Annotated in this window: 21 protein-coding genes; 9 read left to right on the top strand and 12 right to left on the bottom strand. The window is 68.0% G+C overall.

Annotated features, from left to right (window positions below; translation table 11 throughout):
• Positions 1-65 precede the first annotated feature (65 nt).
• On the top strand, positions 66-1,925 hold the full coding sequence (locus ACFWPX_RS00450; RefSeq protein WP_378924581.1) for a Na+/H+ antiporter: 1,860 nt from the start codon (positions 66-68) through the stop codon (positions 1,923-1,925).
• Between the two features lie 59 nt (positions 1,926-1,984).
• On the opposite strand, the gene ACFWPX_RS00455 is transcribed toward ACFWPX_RS00450, so the two are convergent.
• Positions 1,985-2,530, bottom strand: a complete 546-nt coding sequence (locus ACFWPX_RS00455; protein WP_378913628.1) for a TetR/AcrR family transcriptional regulator — start codon at positions 2,528-2,530, stop codon at positions 1,985-1,987.
• A gap of 214 nt (positions 2,531-2,744) precedes the next feature.
• On the opposite strand from ACFWPX_RS00455, the gene ACFWPX_RS00460 reads away from it, so the two are divergent.
• Entirely contained in the window at positions 2,745-3,353 is a 609-nt protein-coding gene (locus ACFWPX_RS00460) for a TetR family transcriptional regulator (protein ID WP_378924583.1), read from the top strand.
• A 12-nt stretch (positions 3,354-3,365) separates the two neighbouring features.
• Positions 3,366-4,022 carry an enoyl-CoA hydratase-related protein gene (locus ACFWPX_RS00465; protein ID WP_378913626.1) on the top strand — a complete coding sequence of 219 codons (657 nt, stop codon included), beginning with the start codon at positions 3,366-3,368 and terminating at the stop codon, positions 4,020-4,022.
• A gap of 18 nt (positions 4,023-4,040) precedes the next feature.
• Here the strand turns inward: ACFWPX_RS00465 and ACFWPX_RS00470 are convergent, their stop codons facing one another.
• From ACFWPX_RS00470 to mshC, 4 genes are all read right to left on the bottom strand, one after another.
• Positions 4,041-4,868, bottom strand: a complete 828-nt coding sequence (locus ACFWPX_RS00470; RefSeq protein ID WP_378924585.1) for an Abi-alpha family protein — start codon at positions 4,866-4,868, stop codon at positions 4,041-4,043.
• Positions 4,869-4,870: 2 nt separating this feature from the next.
• On the bottom strand, positions 4,871-6,289 hold the full coding sequence (locus ACFWPX_RS00475; RefSeq protein WP_378924587.1) for a hypothetical protein: 1,419 nt from the start codon (positions 6,287-6,289) through the stop codon (positions 4,871-4,873).
• A gap of 133 nt (positions 6,290-6,422) precedes the next feature.
• On the bottom strand, positions 6,423-7,208 hold the full coding sequence (locus tag ACFWPX_RS00480) for a universal stress protein (protein WP_378924589.1): 786 nt from the start codon (positions 7,206-7,208) through the stop codon (positions 6,423-6,425).
• A gap of 169 nt (positions 7,209-7,377) precedes the next feature.
• Positions 7,378-8,616 (bottom strand): cysteine--1-D-myo-inosityl 2-amino-2-deoxy-alpha-D-glucopyranoside ligase, encoded by a 1,239-nt coding sequence (mshC, locus tag ACFWPX_RS00485; protein ID WP_378913622.1) that lies wholly within the window; start codon positions 8,614-8,616, stop codon positions 7,378-7,380.
• A 295-nt stretch (positions 8,617-8,911) separates the two neighbouring features.
• Between mshC and ACFWPX_RS00490 the strand changes: the two genes are divergently transcribed.
• Entirely contained in the window at positions 8,912-9,334 is a 423-nt protein-coding gene (locus ACFWPX_RS00490; protein WP_378913621.1) for a helix-turn-helix domain-containing protein, read from the top strand.
• Positions 9,331-10,173: an alpha/beta fold hydrolase gene (locus ACFWPX_RS00495; protein WP_378924591.1), complete on the top strand. Its 843-nt coding sequence runs from the start codon at positions 9,331-9,333 to the stop codon at positions 10,171-10,173. Before ACFWPX_RS00490 ends, ACFWPX_RS00495 begins: the two co-directional genes overlap by 4 nt.
• Before the next feature lie 51 nt (positions 10,174-10,224).
• On the opposite strand, the gene ACFWPX_RS00500 is transcribed toward ACFWPX_RS00495, so the two are convergent.
• The 7 genes from ACFWPX_RS00500 to ACFWPX_RS00530 all read right to left on the bottom strand — a co-directional run bounded on the left by ACFWPX_RS00500 (position 10,225) and on the right by ACFWPX_RS00530 (position 14,884).
• On the bottom strand, positions 10,225-10,488 hold the full coding sequence (locus ACFWPX_RS00500; protein ID WP_378913619.1) for a hypothetical protein: 264 nt from the start codon (positions 10,486-10,488) through the stop codon (positions 10,225-10,227).
• 114 nt (positions 10,489-10,602) lie between these two features.
• Positions 10,603-11,154, bottom strand: coding sequence for a dihydrofolate reductase family protein (locus tag ACFWPX_RS00505; protein ID WP_378924593.1), 552 nt, complete (start codon positions 11,152-11,154; stop codon positions 10,603-10,605).
• Positions 11,155-11,220: 66 nt separating this feature from the next.
• Positions 11,221-11,586: a DUF4345 family protein gene (locus ACFWPX_RS00510; protein WP_378924595.1), complete on the bottom strand. Its 366-nt coding sequence runs from the start codon at positions 11,584-11,586 to the stop codon at positions 11,221-11,223.
• A gap of 178 nt (positions 11,587-11,764) precedes the next feature.
• The gene (locus ACFWPX_RS00515; RefSeq protein WP_378913616.1) at positions 11,765-12,562 is read right to left on the bottom strand and encodes an SCO1664 family protein; all 798 of its coding nucleotides are present in this window, start codon (positions 12,560-12,562) and stop codon (positions 11,765-11,767) included.
• A 6-nt stretch (positions 12,563-12,568) separates the two neighbouring features.
• Positions 12,569-13,156 carry a DUF3090 domain-containing protein gene (locus ACFWPX_RS00520; RefSeq protein WP_266288581.1) on the bottom strand — a complete coding sequence of 196 codons (588 nt, stop codon included), beginning with the start codon at positions 13,154-13,156 and terminating at the stop codon, positions 12,569-12,571.
• 49 nt (positions 13,157-13,205) lie between these two features.
• Positions 13,206-13,922 (bottom strand): histidine phosphatase family protein, encoded by a 717-nt coding sequence (locus ACFWPX_RS00525; protein ID WP_378913615.1) that lies wholly within the window; start codon positions 13,920-13,922, stop codon positions 13,206-13,208.
• 32 nt (positions 13,923-13,954) lie between these two features.
• Positions 13,955-14,884 (bottom strand): undecaprenyl-diphosphate phosphatase, encoded by a 930-nt coding sequence (locus tag ACFWPX_RS00530; RefSeq protein WP_378926067.1) that lies wholly within the window; start codon positions 14,882-14,884, stop codon positions 13,955-13,957.
• 240 nt (positions 14,885-15,124) lie between these two features.
• Here ACFWPX_RS00530 and ACFWPX_RS00535 point away from each other — a divergent pair, with 240 nt between their 5' ends.
• Genes ACFWPX_RS00535 through ACFWPX_RS00550 form a run of 4 tightly spaced genes read left to right on the top strand, consistent with a single transcriptional unit; the run spans position 15,125 to position 19,120 of the window.
• A complete protein-coding gene (locus tag ACFWPX_RS00535) occupies positions 15,125-16,102 on the top strand; it encodes an aldo/keto reductase (RefSeq protein ID WP_378913613.1) in 978 nt (325 codons plus the stop codon).
• A gap of 17 nt (positions 16,103-16,119) precedes the next feature.
• Positions 16,120-17,133, top strand: a complete 1,014-nt coding sequence (locus ACFWPX_RS00540; RefSeq protein WP_378913612.1) for a hemin ABC transporter substrate-binding protein — start codon at positions 16,120-16,122, stop codon at positions 17,131-17,133.
• Complete coding sequence (locus tag ACFWPX_RS00545) at positions 17,130-18,251, top strand: FecCD family ABC transporter permease (RefSeq protein ID WP_378913611.1); 1,122 nt, start codon at positions 17,130-17,132, stop codon at positions 18,249-18,251. Before ACFWPX_RS00540 ends, ACFWPX_RS00545 begins: the two co-directional genes overlap by 4 nt.
• Positions 18,248-19,120: a heme ABC transporter ATP-binding protein gene (locus tag ACFWPX_RS00550; protein WP_378924597.1), complete on the top strand. Its 873-nt coding sequence runs from the start codon at positions 18,248-18,250 to the stop codon at positions 19,118-19,120. Before ACFWPX_RS00545 ends, ACFWPX_RS00550 begins: the two co-directional genes overlap by 4 nt.
• Positions 19,121-19,154: the final 34 nt, after the last annotated feature.

Raw genomic sequence — 19,154 nt, forward strand, 5'->3', positions numbered from 1 at the left:
CCGGCACGCGGCTGCCGTGGGCGGCGTCGACGGACTGACCGGTCTGTCGATGGGAGAATGCGCGGGTGGATGTCGCGATCGGTCTGGTTGTCCTCATCGGCTCGGCGACCGCGCTGGCGGCGCTGGCGCGGCGATTCGGGGTGTCCGAGCCTCTGGTGCTGACGTTGGCCGGGGTGGCCGCGTCCTATCTGCCGATGGTGCCGCAGGTGCATCTCGAGCCGGAGGTGGTGCTGCTGGGGTTGCTTCCGCCGCTGCTCTACACCGCCGCGCTGCGCACATCGCTGGTCGATTTCAAGGACAACCTGCGCACCATCGCGTCGCTGTCGGTGGGGCTGGTGCTGTTCAGCACGTTCGCGGTGGCATTGGTGGTGTGGTGGTTGCTGCCGGTGCCGTTCGCGGCGGCGGTCGCGTTGGGTGCGGTGGTCGCTCCCCCGGATGCCGTGGCCGCGACCGCGGTGGCGCGACGCACCGGGATGCCGCGCAGCATCGTGACGGTGCTCGAGGACGAGTCGCTGTTCAACGACGCGACCGCGCTGGTGGCGTTGCGCTCGGCCATCGCGGCGATGGCCGGTGCGGTGACCGCGTGGCAGATCGGGGGTGATTTCCTGCTCGCGGCCGTCGGTGGCGGTGTCATCGGGGCCGTGGTGGCGGCGGCTTTGGTGATGTTGCGCAGGCGGATCACCGACCCCGTGCTCGATACCTCGGTGTCGCTGCTCGCCCCGTTCGTGGCGTATCTGCCTGCCGAGCATTTTCACGCATCGGGAGTGATCGCGGTCGTGACGTGCGGGATGATCCTCGGGCACGGCGCGCAACGGTGGCAGGGGGCGGCCTCACGGGTCGCCGAGACCACCAATTGGCGCACCATCCAGTTCATTCTGGAGAGCGCGGTGTTCTTGATCATCGGGTTGCAGGTGCGCTGGATCGTCGAGGGCGCCTGGCACAGCGGGTTGGATCACGGCACCCTCGTCGTCACGGCGGTGGGTGTGCTGGCCGCGGTGATGCTTGCGCGCCCGGTATGGGTGTTCACACCGGTATTGGTGGCCAGGCTGTTCGGGCGCACGACCGAGCCGTTGAGCCACGCGGCGGTGGTGTCGTGGGCGGGGATGCGCGGGGTGGTGACGTTGGCGGCGGTGTTGCTGCTGCCCGACTCGACGCCGCAGTTGCCGGTCCTCGAACTGCTCGCCCTGGTGGTGGTCGGCGGCACGCTGCTCGTCCAGGGCAGTTCGTTGCCGTGGCTGGTGCGATTGCTGCAGTTGCGCGGGCCCAGTCGCGAGGAGGACGCGCTCGCGAAAGCCGATCTGCTGCAACAGGCTTCGACCGCCGGTCTGGCCGAACTCGACCGCAAGATCGGACCGGACACCCCCGAACCGGTGATCGAATCGCTGCGGCAACGGCTGACCTGGCGTTCCAATGCCGCGTGGGAACGGCTGGGCCGCCCGGAAGCGGAACTGGTGACACCGACCGCGGAGTACCGACGGCTACGGCTGGCGATGCTGGGTGCCGAACGCGATGCGGTGCTGAAGGTCCGCGACGCGGGAGCCGTGGATTACGAAGTGCTGCAACATGTGCTGGCCCGGCTGGACCTCGAGGAATCGATGATCGACCGCTTCGACGAAAGCGATGACGAGCGCCGCGCCGAACCGCTGTCGACCGCGGCCGGTGCGCTGGGGTGCGCGCACCTCGACGAGGCTCCGATACTGGCGGAGCCACCTGCCGGTGAGCTGGTGTGCCGGACATGTCTGGACGAGGGTCTGCGCTGGGTGCATCTGCGAATGTGCACCGACTGCGGGAACATCGGCTGCTGTGAGTCCTCGATCGGCAACCACGCCAGCGCGCACTTCCAGACCTCGACACATCCGGTGATGCGCAGTGTGGAGCCGGGCGAAGCATGGCGATGGTGCTACGTGGACCAACTGCTCGGGTAACTCACGGGAGTGCCCGGCCGGCTGTGCGGCACAGAGGACAGGCGTCGAGCCGTGCTCGGTCAGCCGCGGTGGGAGTAGATCAGCCGGGCGTACTCGGCGAGCAGGTGGTCGAGTTCGGTGGGTTCACCTGCGGCGGCGAGCTGTTGGTAGCCGATGATCATCGCCATGCCGAATTCGGTGACGACGGTGGCGGTGGCCGCGTCGTCGACCACGCCGTCGATCACGCGGTGCACGGTGCGCCGCCGCGACTCATCGACCCGTTTGACGGTGACGTGTACCGATTCGTCGTTGGCCGCCCAGGCGCGCAGCGCGGCTTCGGCGCCGTGTTCGAGTCCGCTGGCGAGCACCGACATGGCGCGCACGTCGGCGTCGGCGTCACCGTGGCCGACGTCGAGCGCGCGTAGCTCGACCATCTGACGGTTCTCCCAGTGTTCGAGCAGGGTGTCGACGAAGCCTTGCCAGGAGCCGAAGTGGTGATAGAACGAGCCGCTGGTGACGCCGAGGCGGCGGCAAAGCACCCCGATGTTGAGACCTTTGAAACCGAACTCGGCGAGCACCGCCACCGCGGTGTCGAAGTACTGCTCCTTGGTGACCACTCGGGACATCGCGATGCCGTTCTGTTCGTGCGGGCAGGGGCCGAAGAATGCGAACAGTACCCCATCGTATCGAGCCCCCGCGCATACATAACGTTGTCTACGCTGTGCCAAAACCGGCACATCGAGCGACGAAATACCAAGTGGCGGAACGAAATACGTGCACAACGGCCCAAAACCGCATCCGAATGGAATAGCAGAGCAGACGCTCTGTAAACTTTTGTTCATGCCGAGACCGCGCACGCACGACCCGCAGACGGTGCTGGACGCCGCCGAAAAGCTCGCGGCCCGTTCCGGTCCCGCCGCTGTCACGGTGCGCGCAGTCGCCGCCGCTACCGGAGTATCCAACGGCGCGCTCTATCACACATTTCAGTCTCGACAGGTTGTACTGGCGCGCACCTGGTTACGCGCCGCGCACCGATTCCTCGCCCTCCAGTCGGCCGACATCGACCGCGCCGTCACCGCAGCCGACCCCGAGACCCGCATCGATGCCGTCCTCGACGCCGCCGAGGCCCCGGCGCGGCTGGCCGAGGCCCATCCCGACTCCGCGCGCCTGCTCCTGCTCGTCGATCGCGCCGAACTGCTCGCCGGCGACATCGCGCCCGTGCTGGCGCAGGAGATCGCCGACACCGAGAAGGCACTCGTCGCCGCACTCAACCGGCTCGCGCGTGCCCTGTGGGGTCGCGCCGACCGGCGCGGCGTCGCCACCGTCACCACCTGCCTGGTAGACCTGCCCACCGCGCTGCTGCTGCGCCGTGACCGGCTCACCGATCCCTTGGCCCGCGCGCAGCTCCGTGCTGCCGTGCGTGCCGTCCTCGACCTCGGTCCCCACTGAAAAGGAAATCCTGTGCCCACACTGCGCCACCACGATTCGATCGCCGTACTCGACCTCGGCGACGGCGAGAACCGCTTCTCCCCCGACTTCCTCACCGAAGTGCAGACCCACCTCGACACCGCCGTCGCCGAGGGCGCACACGCGCTGGTGACCACCGCCACCGGCAAGATCTACTCCAACGGCCTGGACCTGGACTGGCTCTCGGCCAACGGCGACCGGGCCGCCGAATACGTCGAAGCGGTGCACAACCTGTTCGCCCGGGTCCTCACCTTGCCGATGCCGACGGTCGCCGCCATCGGCGGACACGCGTTCGGAGCGGGTGCGATGGTGGCCATGGCGCACGACTACCGGGTGATGCGCGCCGACCGCGGGTACTTCTGCTTCCCCGAGGCCGACATCCGGATCCCCTTCACCAACGGCATGGCCGCGCTCATCCAAGCCAAGGTGACGCCCAAGACCGCCGTCGCCAGCATGACCACGGCCCGCCGCTTCGGTGGCGCCGACGCACTGGCCCTCGACCTGGTCGACGCCACCGCCGCCGAAGGCGAAGTCCTCGATGCCGCACTGGCATTGGTCGCGCCGCTGGGCGGCAAGGATCAAACCACGATGACGGCGATCAAATCGGTGATGTTCGCCGGTGTCCTCGACGCGCTGCGCGGCCGGGACTGAACTGGGCGCCTGAACCGATCAGGGCAGCCGGGGGCCCTTGCCCAGGTAGATGTCACCACGGTCATCGCCTGCCCAACCGCCCCCGGTGTAGTCGCCCAGCACGAAACACGCGTCACAGAACTGCTTTCCGAACACCGTCAGGTAGATGCTGCGGTAGGAGCTGATCGCCCGCATCTTCACCGACTTGTACGCCGCCTGCGCCGGCGGCTGCGCTTCGAGGAACGCGTAGCGGCGGAAGTCGGCGACCGGTTCGGTGGAGAAGCGGACCAGCCCGAGGCGACTCAGGTTTCCCAGGTAGTGGTGATCACGATCGGGCAGCGCACACCCGGCCATCGCGGCGATCATGTTGATGCCGTCGGCCAGCCGTTGCGAGCCGATCCCGAACGGCGCCTTGGTGCGGATGTCGATCGCGGGCTGCGGTCCGGCGACAGCGAGGAAACGCAGGATCCGCGCTTCGTCGGGCGTCAGGTCGTGCAGGATCGGCACGAACGAGGGGTGCAGGTCGCGCGGTTGCTGCGCGCAATCCCAGCCCTCGGTGATCATCGCGTCGCCCATCGCCTTGAGGTCGGCGGCATCGACTTTGGTTTCGACCGGACCGTAGACACCGGTGGCGGTGCTGGTCAGGCCGAGCACGCTCAACGCGGTGCGGCGCAACACGTCCACGCGTTCGTCGAGGATCTGCGATATCGGCTCGCCCGAGCGGAGGTCGTCGACGAGATCGGTCGCGGTGTGCACGGCGCCTTTGGTCACCGCTCCGGCGATGTGGCGCAACGACAGTCCCGCGATCCGGGCCAATCCGAGCAGATCGGTGGGGATGCCGGGTTCGCGATCAGGCGCGGGCTCCATGCTCACACTCCGAAGATCAGCAGGTGCAGTGCACCGATGAAGGCACCGAGCACGCCACCGTGCAGATACAGCAGCCAGGCGTCCTGTTCGATGGCGGTGTAGAGCATTTCGACGAACTCCTCCGGCGGCAGTTCGCGCAGTTTCTCGGTGGCGAGCCCGTCGACGCTGGCCGCGGTGGTCTGGGAGAACTCGACGTCTTCGACCAGCCACGGCTTCATCTCGGTGGCCAGGCTCGCGCCCGCGTTGGCCTGGATGGCGTCGAAGTGGCGTGGCCCGATCGCGAGCCGGGTCACCGAGCGCAACGGGCCGAGGATTCGGTCGATCTCGGCCTCGAGGAAGTGGGCGATGACCGCGCGGGTCTTGTCGCCGCTCGGCCCGTCGAGCAGTTGCTCGGTGACGACGTCGAGGGTGACGATCTGATATCCGATCGCGTGCCCCAGATCCGCCGCGGCCTGGTACTGCCGTTTCGCGAATTTCGCGACCCGCCACGGATATCGGTAGCGCGGTTGCGGCGCGGCGGGTTCGAACACCACCTTGATCGCGATGATGTTGACCAGCACACCCACCACCGCGCCACCGGCGATCACCCACGCCCACGCGGGCAGGAAGTGCAGGAGGTCGTAGAGCCAGCCGGGCAGCGAGATCACCGCGGGGGTGTCGCCATGGGGAGTGCTGTAGTGCAGCAACGACAACCACAGCGCCACGATCACCCCGAACGGGAACCCCAGCACCCCGCTGCGGACCATGAACCGCAATTCCGGTGCACCGAGCCCGTAGATCACGTCCTTCAACAGTTCGGGCCTGCGCCGCAGATAACCGACGACCATCAGCTTCACATCGAGGAGCTGGTCGATGTTCGCGCCGATGAAGTCGAACGCGCGATCGGTGATCGCGGGCAGCTCGGCCTCCACCCGCGTGTAGACGGCTTCGCGTGCGCGCGGTGGCATGTCGGCCCACAGCCGCGGGTGCTCGGCCACCATGATCGAGTCGACCATCGAGCGCACGTTCGGCAGCGCCACCTGCGCGACCTGCGCGGAGATCTTGCGTGGATCCATCTGATCGAAGAAGTCCTTGGCGGTGCCGATCTTGGCTACCGCGTTGTCGACCATCAGGCTCGCCATCTTCTCCGAGCGGGCCGGAATGAACCCCTGGAAGCCGAGAATGCCGCCGGGAGCGAAGGTCGGCAGGATCTGTACCTTGCGCGGCAGCAGCGGGAAGATCGTTTTCAGCCCCGGCACGTAGAAGCCGGTGAAGCGCACCGGCGCGAACAGCATGATCACTCCGGTCCAGTTGGTGATCAGACCGGCCATGGCGCTGAAGATCGGGATGGTGATCATCTCGACCCAGAACTTGCTCAGACCGGTCATCTGCTCCCAGTCCAGCAGGCCGAAGAACCCCGCCGCCTCGATCCCAGCATTCATCCGGCGTCCACTCCGTTGTGTGGCGAACATCGCACGTACGGTCATCATAGGCGACCGAACTCCCCGGTCCAGGCAAGTTCCGCCGTTACCCGCTAAACCGGAGCAAACTTCGATGCCCTCGGTGGCCGGCGAATCAATGCGTGGTGTTGACCAGCAGGAGGTTGGTATCGATGTCGTGGGTTACCTTGTTGGCTACCGAACCCAAAAGGCGTGCGGGGCCGCTCATTCCGCGGTTGCCGATCACGACGAGGTCGTATTTCCAGGCCGAGTTGCAGATCGCCTCGGCCGCGGGGACTCCGGTGAGGACGTCGCGGCCGAACAGTTCCGGGTCCTCGACCTCGATCTGACCCTCCACGTCGATCAGGACCTCGGCACCGTCGTCGTCGGTTTTGGCGGAAGTCACCAGGAACGGGCGCGCGCCGAGGGCGAGGGCGAGTTCGTAGCCGCGACGGACCGCGGTCAGCGAACTCGCCGATCCGTCGGTGGTGAGGCCGATGGTGGTCCAGCGTTTGGGCACCTTGCTGGTGAACACGACATCGGTTTGACTGTGGTGCGACACGTGATTGGCTGTCGAGCCGAGCAGGCGCGCCTTGGAACTGCCCAGGCTGCCCCCACCGATGACGAGCAGGGTGTCGGGTTCCTGTTCGGCGAGCTCGAGCAGCAACGCGCCCGCGGCGCCGTCGAGTTCGGCGCGCGATACCTCGGGCACACCGGCGGCGGTGAGAGTTTCCGCGGCCGCGGCGGTGGCCTGTTCGGCCCACTCGGCGTCGGTGCCCGATTTGCGCCCCGCGTCCTTCCACACACTCACCGCGGTGACCGGGATATCGAGGCGCACCGCGAACTCCCCCGCCACCGCTACCGCTGTCTGCGCGGACTCCGAGCCGTTGGTTCCCACGATGATGCGCTGGTAGCACCCCATGTGACGCTCTCCGATCGACGGCAGGTCAGCTGCGCTGTGGCCCACAGTATAAGCGCAGCACACTGCGGGCAACCGGCATGGATCGGCCAGACCGCAAGGCTCTACCGGTGCTGTGCCACCGAGCGCAGCGACAGCCCGCGCGCCCGGCTTCCAGCCGACCGCGATCTCGTCAGAGCGTGATACCCAGGAGTGCGTCGACGGCGGTGCGGACCAGGGTGGGGGCTTCGGTGTCGGTGCCACCGTAGGCGATGGCCTGTTCGGCCCAGTTGTCGATCGCGTCGAGGGCCTTCGGAGTGTCGAGGTCGTCGGCCAGGTGCTGACGCAGCCGGGCGACCGTGTCGGTGGCCGAGGGGCCCGCGGTCAGCGACACGGCCTCACGCCAGCGGTCGAGGCGGTTCTGTGCGGCGGTGAGTACCTCGTCGGTCCACATGCGGTCGGACCGGTAGTGCCCGGCGAGCAGGCCGAGGCGGATCGCGGCGGGGTCGACACCGGAGCGGCGCAGCTTCGACACGAGCACGAGATTGCCCCGCGACTTCGACATCTTCTCGCCGTCCAGGCCGATCAGCCCGGCGTGGACGTAGTGGCGGGCGAAGCGGCGGGTGCCGGTGATCGCTTCGGCGTGTGCGGCGGAGTACTCGTGATGGGGGTACATCAGGTCCGAGCCGCCGCCCTGGATGTCGAATTCGGCGCCGATGCGGTTGAGCGCGATCGCCGCACACTCGATGTGCCAGCCGGGGCGGCCCGCGCCGAAGGGTGCCTCCCACGACGGTTCACCGGGGCGCTCGGCCCGCCACAGCAGGGCGTCGATGGTGTCGCGCTTGCCCGCCCGGTCGGGGTCGCCCCCGCGTTCGGCGAACAGCGTCTCCATGGTCGCGCGGTCGTACCCGGATTCGTAGCCGAACTGCTCGGTCGCGTCGGTGCGGAAGTAGATGTCAGGGAATTCGGCATCATCGACGATGTACGCGGCGCCGGCCGCGAGCAGTTTCTGTACCAGCTCCACCACCTCCTCGACCGATTCGATGGCACCGATGTAGTGCCGGGGCGGCAGCACCTGCAGCGCGGTCATGTCCTCGCGGAACAGGTCGATCTCCCGGCTGCCGAGGTCGCGCCAGTCGATGCCGTCGCGATCGGCGCGTTCGAACAGCGGGTCGTCGACGTCGGTGACGTTCTGCACGTAGTGCACGTCGTGGCCCGCGTCGCGCCAGATCCGGTTGACCAGGTCGAACGTCAGATAGGTGGCGGCGTGACCGAGGTGGGTGGCGTCGTAGGGAGTGATGCCGCAGACGTACATTTTCGCGGTCTCGCCCGGGGTGACCGGGCGGATCTGACGATCGGCGGTGTCGTACAAACGCAACGGCGGCCCTGTTCCGGGGACGGTCGGCAGGGCGATATCGGACCAGGACTGCATGTCTTCGAGGGTAGAGCCCCTGCCGAGGGGCTCGGCTCGCGGCCCGGCCCATGGGGTTGCTCGCGGCGTCGCGACACGGCCCGCTACCTGCACACAAACGTGTTGTGGCGCCCGCGTCAAGGTTTGCACTCGAGCAGATCCGCTGGTCACGGCGGTAACGGGTCAAATCGGGCGTGTCGTGCCCAGTGTGCGTTCCGAGCTGGGCGAACGGTTGCCATCGCGATCATTGTCACAGTCCACAGTTCCCTGAACTTCCCTATTTATCCCTATAGGTACCTTCGTTTACGGTTGTTTCATGACTGATCGTCTCTATTCGGTGGAGCAGGTTGCCGAACTACTCGGACTGCATGTGCGCACCGTGCGTAGTTATGTGCGCGACGGCAAACTCCCCGCCGCCCGCATCGGCAAGCAGTACCGCATCACCCACGAAGACCTCGAAGCGTTCACCGGGCTGCCGATCACCACACCGCAGACAGCGCCGGGGCGGCATGCGGAGTCCTCCTGCATCGTCGAAATCGACGACATCGACCGCGCCACCGTCGACCGGATCACCACCCTGCTCACCGCCACCGCCGGAACCCGCGGCGCGGGCGGTCAGCGGATGCGCGTGGAAACCAGCTACGACCCGGCCCGCCATCGCCTCAAAGTGATCCTGCTCGGCAGCCTCGCCGACAGCTCCCGCCTGCTCGACTACCTGGACGGAATCCTCAGCTCATGATCTACAAGTCCGACGAAGGCCGGCAGCTCGTCCAGCAGCGCTACCGCGAGCATCTCGACGCCTGGCCGGTCCCGCGCGAGGAACTGCGCATCGCCACCGGTGTAGGCGAAACGTTCGTCGTGGTCTCCGGACCCGCGGACGCACCGCCGCTGGTTGTGCTGCACGGCTCAGGAGCCAATGCGAGTACCTGGCGCGCCGATATCGCCGACTGGTCGACCCGTTTCCGCGTGTACGCCGTGGATCTGCCCGGCGAGCCAGGATTCAGCGCCCCGACCCGGCTGGCGCTGGACAGCGATGCGACCGCGAGCTGGCTCGACGAGGTGATCGATGGACTCGGCCTCGACACCGTGGCGCTGGTCGGCATGTCACTCGGCGGGTGGACCGCACTCGATTACGTGCTGCGCAGGCCGGGCCGGGTCACGACACTGGTCCTGCTGTGCCCGGGTGGACTGGGTAAGCATCGCTACGGCTGGCTGGTGAAGGCGATCGGCCTGCGGATGATCGGCAGGCACAGCGCGCGTGACATGGCGCGCATCGGTCTCGGCCTCGACGGGCCGGAAGCGGACCCGATCATCGACGACATAGCGCTGACCTTCGCGCATTTCACGCCGCGCCCCGTCAGTCTGCCCATTTTCCGCGACGAACAACTACGCGAGGTGGACATCCCGGTCCTGGTAATCGTCGGCGAACGCGACGCCCTGTTCGATTCGGCGCGCACCGCCGAACGCGCTCACGGCGCTTTCACGCGAGGCGAGGTGCGTCTGCTTCCCGGCGTCGGACACGCTCTGGTGAATCAGACTGCGGCGGTACGGGAATTCGTGCTGACGCACGCCGGATGATACTTCGGTGCCACCGCTCCCCGACGTGCGGCGACACCGAACGAGATCACATCACTGCTGGTAGCACTGCACATTCGCGGTGTCGGCATCCGGGCCGAACTGCGGCAGCGCGTAGAACGAGGCACCGACCTGGTCGGCGGCCTTCACGGTGACGTCGGGCAGCGGCGCGCCGGCGCGGTCGGTGGCGGTGCAGACGAAGGTCTTCTCGCTCCACCAGCCGGCCGGAAATGCCTGTGCGGGTGCGGCGATGGCAGCGGCGGCACCGGTGAGCAGCAGCGCGGCGGCGGAGGTGGTGACGATTGAACGGGTCGACATGTGGTTCCTCAGATCTCGCGGGGATAACGAAAGTGCTTGGAGCACACTAGCACCGGCACTGACCAGGCAACAGAGCCCCAGCGCCCGCGAGAAACCCGCAGCGGGGCACCCACCTCAGTCGACGAGGTAGCGCAGCAGCACCGCGGTGTCGAAGCGCCTCGTCTCGACCAATCGGAGTTTGATCCGCTTGTCCAGTGACGGGAACATCGGTGTGCCGCCGCCGAGCACCACGGGCGAGACGAACACCTGGTACTCGTCGATGAGCCCGTGTGGCATCAGCGAGGCCGCCAGGCTCGCGCCACCGACCTCCATGACGCCATCACCGTCGGCCTTGAGCCTGCGAACCTCTTCGACCGCGTTCGCGCTGACCAGCGTGCTGTTCCACTCGACCTCGGTGAGCGTTCGGGAGAAGACGACCTTGGGCTTGGCCGTCCAGAGTTCGCCGAACTCGCGTGTGATGCGTGGCGCGTCCTCGGGCACATACGGCCAGTACTCGGCCATCAGCTCGTACAGCCGACGACCGTTCAGCGCGACGTCGAGCCCGCGGAACCTGTCGTTGTGGAACTGGTGCAGCTCGTCGTCCGGGTCGGTCCAGTCGATGCTGCCGTCGCGGTCGTTGACGTAACCATCCAGGGACACGCCGAACCCGTAGATCAGTTTCCTCATGACTGTGTAGACCTCCTTCGTGCTCGAAACTCACCGGACCGTTCCTGCATAACGTAGATCGTGAAATCAGGCGACACCGAGCACGAGCGCGGCGCCGACCAGTTCGACCGAGAAGTAGAACCAGATCGGATAGAAGCGCACCCCGCTGTCGACCAGCCGTGAGATGACGCGGCCGCCGGCCATCCCGGCCAGGGCGAACCCTACTGTCAGCGCTGCCCCGGTTCGCAGCTCATCGGCACCGAACGCCGACCAGAACAACACGCCTGCGACAGCCAACCCGAAACCGCCGTACACCGCGCGAATCTCCGACCGGCTCACCGCCGTTGACACCGACAACCCGAACGGCCGGGCCAGCGCGGCAGGAGCCGCCAGCGCGTACAGTCCCATCCCCGCGAACAGCACACCGACCAGGCAGAGCACAACGGTTCTCATCGCCGACCCACAACCGAGAGCCCGTGCGCGACAGCGCGCTCATCCCGTAGCAGCGTGAGGCCGAACAAGGCCGGACCAGCATGTCGTCGCATGATTTCTCCTCGGATCGATGTCTGGCGATCCTCACACTCGGTGTAACCCGTGCGCTTCCGAAATCCTGCTACACAACCGGTTCGAATCAGAAAGCCGGCCAGGGAATCGGGCGTGACGAGTTGGGCACCGGCATCACCGGATGTTCGAGCAACGCCTTCGCGCGTTCGGTGAGCGCGGCGATCTCGGCGTCGGTGATGTGGGTGGCCAGCGAATCAGCTACGGCGCCGGGCAGATTCGCGGCGAAGGTGGCGATGTCGGTGATCAGTGACTCGTGCACCGGTCGCCCCGCCCAGCCCCACAGCACTGTTCGCAGTTTCGGTTCGGTGTGCAGGCAGATGCCGTGGTCGACGCCGTAGACCTGACCGTCGACACCTTCCAGCGCGTGCCCGCCTTTGCGATCGGCGTTGTTGAGCAACAGATCCAGCACCGCCATCCGTTGCAGCCGCGGATCGTCGGCGTGGATGAGCGAGACCTCGTTGCCCTGCTCATCTAGCGCGCGCAGGACTTCACAGAATCCCGCGGGCACCGTCCCCGGCGTGCACAGGTCGACGAGGTCGAGGCGCTGACGGGTATCGGTGCGGTTGTCGACCGAGGTGACCCAGCGCTGCACCATGCCAGGTCCGAAAGGCCCGTCGCGCAGCACCGTTTCGGGGATGACACCCCAGCCGAGGTGTTCGGAGATCAGATACGACGCGACCTCGCGGCCCGCGAGGGTGCCGTCGGGGAAGTCCCACAGCGGTCGTTCACCGCGCACCGGCTTGTACACCACTCGCAGCGGTGCACCGTCGGGTTCGGGTGCGGCGATCTCGCACACCAGTGTCAGATTGCTGGCGACGCCGATCCGACCGACGATGTCGAGTTCACCTTCGGTGAGTACCGGCACGGGAGATCACTCCTCTTCGAGCTCGGCAGCGCCGAAGATCTCGCCGCGCTTGTACCCGTTGGTGCGCACACACATGTGCCCGCGCGAGGACAGCGGTTCCCCGCACAGCGGGCATGGCGGGCGCCCCGCCGCGATCACCCGCGCCGACCGCAACGCGAACTCGCGCGCCTGGATGGGGGTCAGGAACACCCGCACCGCGTCGGGACCTTCGTCGGTGTCGTCGAGCACCACCGATTCGTCGACCTCGGTCTCGGTGATCGCGAGCAACTCGACCACCACAGCTCCCGCGTCGGAATCCCAGCCCAGACCCATGGTGCCGACCCGGAATTCGGTGTCGATGGGAGTGACCAGCGGCGCGACATCGCGCACGTCCTCCCCTTCGGGTGGCACCTCGGCGCCGAAGCGACGCGCTACCTCGTCGAGCAGCAGACCCATCCGGTCGGCGAGCACCTTCACCTGCTGCTTCTCCAGCAGCACGCTCACCACCAACGGCTCCTGCACGGCCTGTAGGTAGAACGAACGATCGCCCGGTTCACCGACGGTCCCGGCGACGAAACGATCGGGGGTGCGAAATACATGGATTGCGCGTGACACATGCACCTCCTGATACGTGACCCTGATCGACACTCACGAACACACTCCTCTAAGGAGAATCGCGGTGCCCCGCATTCCCATTATCCGCGTTCGCGGCAGTCGGCACCTCTCCACCGGGCGTCGGTGTCGTCGGTGCCGCCACGGCCAGCGCGGAAAGATCGGCGCCGGTGTCGTTGAACTTCCACACCGACGGCCCGTGTGGGCTGTAGCGAACAACGCTGATCGAGGCCGGTTCCACCGCGATCCGCTGAAAACTGTCCAGGTGCAAGCCCAAGGCGTCGGCCAGGATCGACTTGATGACGTCGCCGTGCGCGCACGCCACCCACAGCACATCCCGGCCCGCCTTCTCGGCCAGTGTGCGTTCGGTATCGCGGATCGCGGCGACCGCACGCTGCTGGACCTGGGCCAGCCCTTCCCCGCCGGGGAACACCGCACCCGAGGCATGACCCTGCACGACCCGCCACAGCGGTTCGGTGAGCAGTTCGGCGATCGGGCGCCCGGTCCAGTCGCCGTAGTCGACCTCGATGAGCCGTTCGTCGTGGTCGGGTTCGAGGCCCAGCTTCTCGGCCAGCGGCGCCACGGTGCGCTGACAGCGCAGCAGCGGTGAGCTGGCGATGTGTTCGATCGGCAGCATCGCGAGCCGGTCGGCCACCGCGGCGGCCTGTTCGGTGCCGCGTTCGGTGAGTTCGACGCCGGGGGCACGGCCCGCGAGGGTACGCGCGGTGTTGGAGGTCGACACTCCGTGCCGGAGCAGGATCACCGTCATGGGACCAGCCTAACCATGGGTCGGGGTCGGGATCAGGTGGCGGAGACGACGCCGGCGGCCAGCAGGCCCATCACAGCGAGGCCGACGATGATCCGATACCCGACGAACCAGTACAGCGAATGATTGCTGACGAACTTCAAGAGCCAGGCCACCGAGGCATAACCGACGAAGAATGCCAGCACGGTAGCGACCAGCAACTGCGGCCCACTGGCATTGAGGCCCTCACCGGCCGGTTCGAACGCGTCGGGCAGGCTGAACAGCCCGGACGCGGTCACGGCGGGGATCGCCAGCAAGAAGGAGAATCGCACCGCCGCCTCACGCTTCAAGCCCAGGAACAGGCCCGCAGTGGAGGTGGCGCCGGAGCGAGAGACGCCCGGGATCAGCGCGAGGCACTGCGCCAGGCCCATGATGATGCCGTCGCGGGTGGTGAGCTGTTCGATGGAGCGTTCCTTCTTGCCGTAGTACTCACCGGCGGCGATCACGAGGGCGAAAGCGATCAGCATGAACGACACCAGCCACAAATTGCGGGCACCGGTGCGGATCTCGTCCTTGAACAGGTACCCCAACACACCGATCGGGATGGTGGCGATGATCACGTACCAGCCGATGCGGTAGTCGAGTTCGCGCTGGGTGTCACGTTCGTGAGCTTCGCGGGCACTGCGGTCCATCACCGGCAGTTTCGTGGTGACCCGGTCGCCGACCGCGACCTCGCGCTGCGACCGTTCCCGCAAACGCATGCCGAGGGTGGTGAACCAGGCGACGAGGATGCGCCAGATGTCCTTGGCGAAGTACACCAGGACCGCGAGTTCGGTGCCGAGTTGGGTAACAGCGGTGAACGAGGCACCCGCGTCGTCGCCGAAGAACACGCCCGAGACGATCCGAAGGTGTCCGGAGGAGGAGATCGGCAAGAACTCGGTGAGCCCCTGCACCAATCCGAGTACCAATGCCTGGAACCAGGTCATCGACTCGCCCACCACGTCCTCCTGCTGACTCGCGCCCGAAAGACCGCATCCTCCTGGGCTTTTGCACTAGCCGCAACCTGCACGGCCACGATCTCGCAGCGACCCTACCCGTCGCAGTGTCCGGTCGCCGCCCGCGGACCTCATCGAGACGGATCCGGCCGATCCCGGTGCGGGTCGGTGAATGGGGCAGCGGTGGCCCGCGCATTAGGCTGTCGCCGTGACGAATGCGCGGGCGCGGTGATGGAACAGCGAACGGTGGGACGCAGCGGACTTCGGGTGTCGCGAATCGGGTTGGCGACCCATACCTGGGGGACACATACCGATGCCGACGAGGCATCGGTGCAGTTGGCGGCGTTCACCGAGGCCGGTGGCACGCTCGTCGACATCTCCCCCGTCTACGGCGAGGGCGCGGCGCAGCGGATCCTGGCGGATCTGCTCGGCGACCTGGTCTCGCGGGACGAATTGGTGCTCAGTGGCAGCGCCGGTGTGGTGATGCACGCGCCCGGCGCCGGGGTCGGCGACTCGGTGCCCGCGCCCGCCGCGGTGGGCCCGGTGGTCGACGCGTCGCGGCGCACGCTGCTCAAACAACTCGATCGCACCCTGCTCGAACTGGGCACCGATCATCTCGACATCTGGAGCATCGCCGCCTGGGATCCGTACACGCCGCTCGACGAGGTCGCGGCCACCCTGGACACCGCGGTGCGGACCGGCCGCACCCGGTACGCGGGTGTGCGCGGTTTCACGGCGTGGCAGCTGGCCAGCCTGGCCGCGATCGCGCCGATCACGGCCGCGCAGACGCCGTACTCGCTGCTCGCGCGTGGCACCGAGAACGACGCGATTCCCGCAGGCCGCCACCACGGGGTCGGCATCATCGCGTCGGCGCCGCTGGCCGGTGGGATTCTGACCGGCAAGTATCGCGACGGTGTCCCGGCGGATTCGCGGGGTGCCGACGAGGCGACGGCGGCCGAGATCCGGCGCAGGCTCGATGACGATCGCGCGACCAGGGTGGTCGATGCGCTGGTCACCGCCGCGGACGGGCTCGGCACGTCGCCGCTGGCGGTGGCGCTGGCCTGGATCCGTGATCGGCCCGGCATCGCGAGCATGATCGTCGGTGCTCGCGATATCGGTCAGCTCACCGGGGTGCTGGCCGCCGAAACCCTCGAGTTGCCGCGAGCGATCGCGGCTGCCCTGGACGATGTGAGCGCCCGTTCCGAATGATGGCTAGCCTCACCTATATGAAACTGCGTGGTGTGCTGACGGCGATGCTCGCGGCGACGGTGCTGACCGGTGCCGTCGCTTGCACCGCGAGCAATCCTGCATCGACTGCCAATTCGGGTGGTCCGGTGACGGCGCAGCTCGCTGACCTGGACCCCGTCCCGATCGGGCCCGCGCCGACGCCGCGGTTGCCGGTTACGGTGAAGTCCTATGACGGCAGCGACGTGACGATCGCCGACACCTCGCGCATCATCGCCGTCGACCGGTACGGCACCCTCGCCCAAACCGTGTGGGCGCTGGGTCTGGGCGCGAACCTCGTCGGCCGCAGCACCTCCGCCTCGTTCCCCGCCGTCGCGTCCGTGCCCAATGTGGCGGGCGGCAACGGCAGCCTCAGCGTCGAAGCGGTCCTGAATCTGCGCCCGTCGGTGTTCCTCACCGACACGACCAGCGCCGCCCCTGCCGTGCGTGAGCAGTTACGGGCGGCCGGGGTGACCGTCGTCTACTTCGACCCCGAGCGCAGCATGGCCGGTGTCGTCCCGCAGATCGAGGCAGTGGCCACCGCGCTGGGTGTTCCCGAGGCGGGCAAGCAGCTCGGCGCGCGCACCCACGACGAGATCGCCGCCGCGACAGCCCGCGTCCCGAAGCAGGATCCGCAGCCCAAGATCGCCTTCCTGTACCTGCGCAGCGCCGCCATCACCATGATCGCGGGCCGCGGTTCGGGCGCCGATTCGCTGATCACCGCGATCGGTGGCGTCGACGCGGGCACCGCCGCCGGAGTGAACGAGCCGTTCGTCTCCATCACCAGCGAGGCGATGATCGCGGCCTCACCTGATGTGCTGCTGGTGATGTCGGACGGGCTGAAATCGGTGGGCGGCGTCGACGGGCTGGAGAAGGTGCCCGGCATCGCCCAGACTCCCGCGGGCCGCAACCGGCGCGTGGTCGACATGTCCGACGCGGTGATCCTGAGCTTCGGCCCCAACACCGGCCGCGTCGTCTCCGCGCTGTCCGACGCCGTCTACGGCAAACCGGCATGAGCGATGGCCCCCACCTGACGAAGTCCGCGGACGCCCCGCGGATCACCGACGCCACCCCGGATCCCCTGCCGCCCACGAGGCACCGGGGCACGCGCGTGACAGTCGTGTTCGCTGTCGCGCTGCTCGCCCTGGTAGTGCTGGCCGTCGTGTCGGCGGTGCTCGGACAGGTACCGACGACCGCCGCCGAGGTACTCGGCAGTGTGGCGCATCGGATCGGCCTCGACATCGGGCCGATGCCGGCGCATCCGGCTGGTGAGGTGACGCTGTGGGAGGTGCGGTTCCCCCGGGTGGCCCTCGCCATCCTGGTCGGGGCTGCCCTCGCGACAGCGGGTGCGTTGCTGCAGGGGGTGTTCGCCAATCCGCTCGCCGAACCCGGTGTTATCGGGGTGTCGGCGGGTGCCGCGGTCGGAGCGGGGACCGTCATCGTGGTCGGTGGCGCGTTCGTCGCCGCCTGGTCGGTGGCGGCCGCTGCGTTCGTCGCGGGTTTGATCACGACCGCGCTGGTCTATGTGCTGTCGAGGTCGGGTGGGCGCACCGAGGTGGTGACGCTGATCCTCACCGGTGTGGCGATCAACGCCTTCGCCGGCGGCTTGATCGCGCTGCTGTTGTTCGTCGCCAGCCCCGCCGCGCGGGATCAGATCGTGTTCTGGCAGCTCGGCAGCCTCAACGGCGCGACCTGGCCGTCGGTGGCGGTCGTGGCGGTGCTGTCCGCGGTCGGCATCCTGGCGGCGATCCTGATCGCGCCGCGCCTGGATCTGCTCGCACTCGGCGATTCCGCCGCACGCCACCTCGGGGTGGATGTGGAACGGCTGCGCAGGCAGGTGATCGTGGTGGTCGCCGTGCTCACGGCGGCGGGTGTGGCATTCAGCGGCATCATTTTGTTCGTCGGGCTGATCGTGCCGCATCTGGTGCGGATGATGGTCGGGCCCGGGCATCGGGTGCTCGTTCCGCTCAGTGCGATCGTGGGTGCGGTGGTGTTGCTCGGCGCCGACGTCGTGGCCCGCACGCTGGTCCACAATGCCGACCTGCCGCTGGGCATGCTCACCTCCCTGATCGGCGGCCCGTTCTTCTTCTGGCTGCTGCGCCGCACCCGAGCCCGAGCAGGAGGCTGGGGATGACCGACACCGCCGACGCCGCACTCGGACGCCGGGCCTCCTGGCGTTCGCTGTTCGCACGAACCCCTGACGTGCCCGCGCGCCCCGAACTCGGCACCGTCACCCTGCGCGCCACCGGGCTCACCGTGCGGCGCGGCACCCGTACCGTCCTCGAAGCGGTCGACTTTCAGGTCGCGGCCGGGGAAATCGTCGCTCTCGTCGGTCCGAACGGTGCGGGCAAGTCCAGCCTGCTCGCCGCCCTGGCCGGCGAACTCGAGCCAAGCACCGGCACCGTGAAGCTCGAAGGCCACGCGTTGTCCCACTGGACCCCGGCCGACATGGCCCGCCGCCGCGCGGTCCTGCCCCAATCCCACGCCGTCGGCTTCCCGTTCACGGCCCGCGAGGTCGTCGCCATGGGCCGCGCCCCGTGGCTGCACACCGCGGCCGCCGCCAACGACGACGCACTCGTCACCGCGGCACTGGCCGCCACCGACGTCACCCACCTCGCCGCCCGCGTCTTCCCGTCGCTGTCAGGCGGCGAGCGCGCCCGCGTAGCCCTGGCTCGCGTCCTGGCCCAGGACACCGCCACCCTGCTGCTGGACGAACCGACCGCCGCCCTCGACCTCGGCCACCAGGAAGCCGTCCTGCGCCTGGCAGCCACCCGCGCCGCCGAGGGTGCCGCCGTGGTCGTCGTCGTCCATGACCTCGGGGTGGCCGCCGCCTACGCCGACCGCGTCACCGTCCTGGACGCGGGCCGCGTCGCCGCCGACGGCAAGCCACGCGAGATCCTCACCCGCGAACTACTCACCACCGTCTACCACCACCCCGTCGACGTCTTCGACCACCCGACCACCGGCGCCCAACTCGTCTTGCCCGAACGCGGTCACCACTGACGAACCGCCGGATCGAACGCGGGCGCCGCTGAGA

Origin of the sequence: Nocardia sp. NPDC058518, from assembly GCF_042719655.1 — a bacterium.
Taxonomy (GTDB): Bacteria; Actinomycetota; Actinomycetes; order Mycobacteriales; family Mycobacteriaceae; genus Nocardia.

Coding starts and splice junctions, on each gene's coding strand:
- ACFWPX_RS00455 (WP_378913628.1), bottom strand. CDS start 2,530: ATGTCCCGAGTGGTCACCAAGGAGCAGTACTTCGACACCGCGGTGGCG.
- ACFWPX_RS00460 (WP_378924583.1), top strand. CDS start 2,745: ATGCCGAGACCGCGCACGCACGACCCGCAGACGGTGCTGGACGCCGCC.
- ACFWPX_RS00470 (WP_378924585.1), bottom strand. CDS start 4,868: ATGGAGCCCGCGCCTGATCGCGAACCCGGCATCCCCACCGATCTGCTC.
- ACFWPX_RS00475 (WP_378924587.1), bottom strand. CDS start 6,289: ATGAATGCTGGGATCGAGGCGGCGGGGTTCTTCGGCCTGCTGGACTGG.
- ACFWPX_RS00480 (WP_378924589.1), bottom strand. CDS start 7,208: ATGGGGTGCTACCAGCGCATCATCGTGGGAACCAACGGCTCGGAGTCC.
- mshC (WP_378913622.1), bottom strand. CDS start 8,616: ATGCAGTCCTGGTCCGATATCGCCCTGCCGACCGTCCCCGGAACAGGG.
- ACFWPX_RS00490 (WP_378913621.1), top strand. CDS start 8,912: ATGACTGATCGTCTCTATTCGGTGGAGCAGGTTGCCGAACTACTCGGA.
- ACFWPX_RS00495 (WP_378924591.1), top strand. CDS start 9,331: ATGATCTACAAGTCCGACGAAGGCCGGCAGCTCGTCCAGCAGCGCTAC.
- ACFWPX_RS00500 (WP_378913619.1), bottom strand. CDS start 10,488: ATGTCGACCCGTTCAATCGTCACCACCTCCGCCGCCGCGCTGCTGCTC.
- ACFWPX_RS00505 (WP_378924593.1), bottom strand. CDS start 11,154: ATGAGGAAACTGATCTACGGGTTCGGCGTGTCCCTGGATGGTTACGTC.
- ACFWPX_RS00510 (WP_378924595.1), bottom strand. CDS start 11,586: ATGAGAACCGTTGTGCTCTGCCTGGTCGGTGTGCTGTTCGCGGGGATG.
- ACFWPX_RS00525 (WP_378913615.1), bottom strand. CDS start 13,922: ATGACGGTGATCCTGCTCCGGCACGGAGTGTCGACCTCCAACACCGCG.
- ACFWPX_RS00530 (WP_378926067.1), bottom strand. CDS start 14,884: ATGACCTGGTTCCAGGCATTGGTACTCGGATTGGTGCAGGGGCTCACC.
- ACFWPX_RS00535 (WP_378913613.1), top strand. CDS start 15,125: ATGGAACAGCGAACGGTGGGACGCAGCGGACTTCGGGTGTCGCGAATC.
- ACFWPX_RS00540 (WP_378913612.1), top strand. CDS start 16,120: ATGAAACTGCGTGGTGTGCTGACGGCGATGCTCGCGGCGACGGTGCTG.
- ACFWPX_RS00545 (WP_378913611.1), top strand. CDS start 17,130: ATGAGCGATGGCCCCCACCTGACGAAGTCCGCGGACGCCCCGCGGATC.
- ACFWPX_RS00550 (WP_378924597.1), top strand. CDS start 18,248: ATGACCGACACCGCCGACGCCGCACTCGGACGCCGGGCCTCCTGGCGT.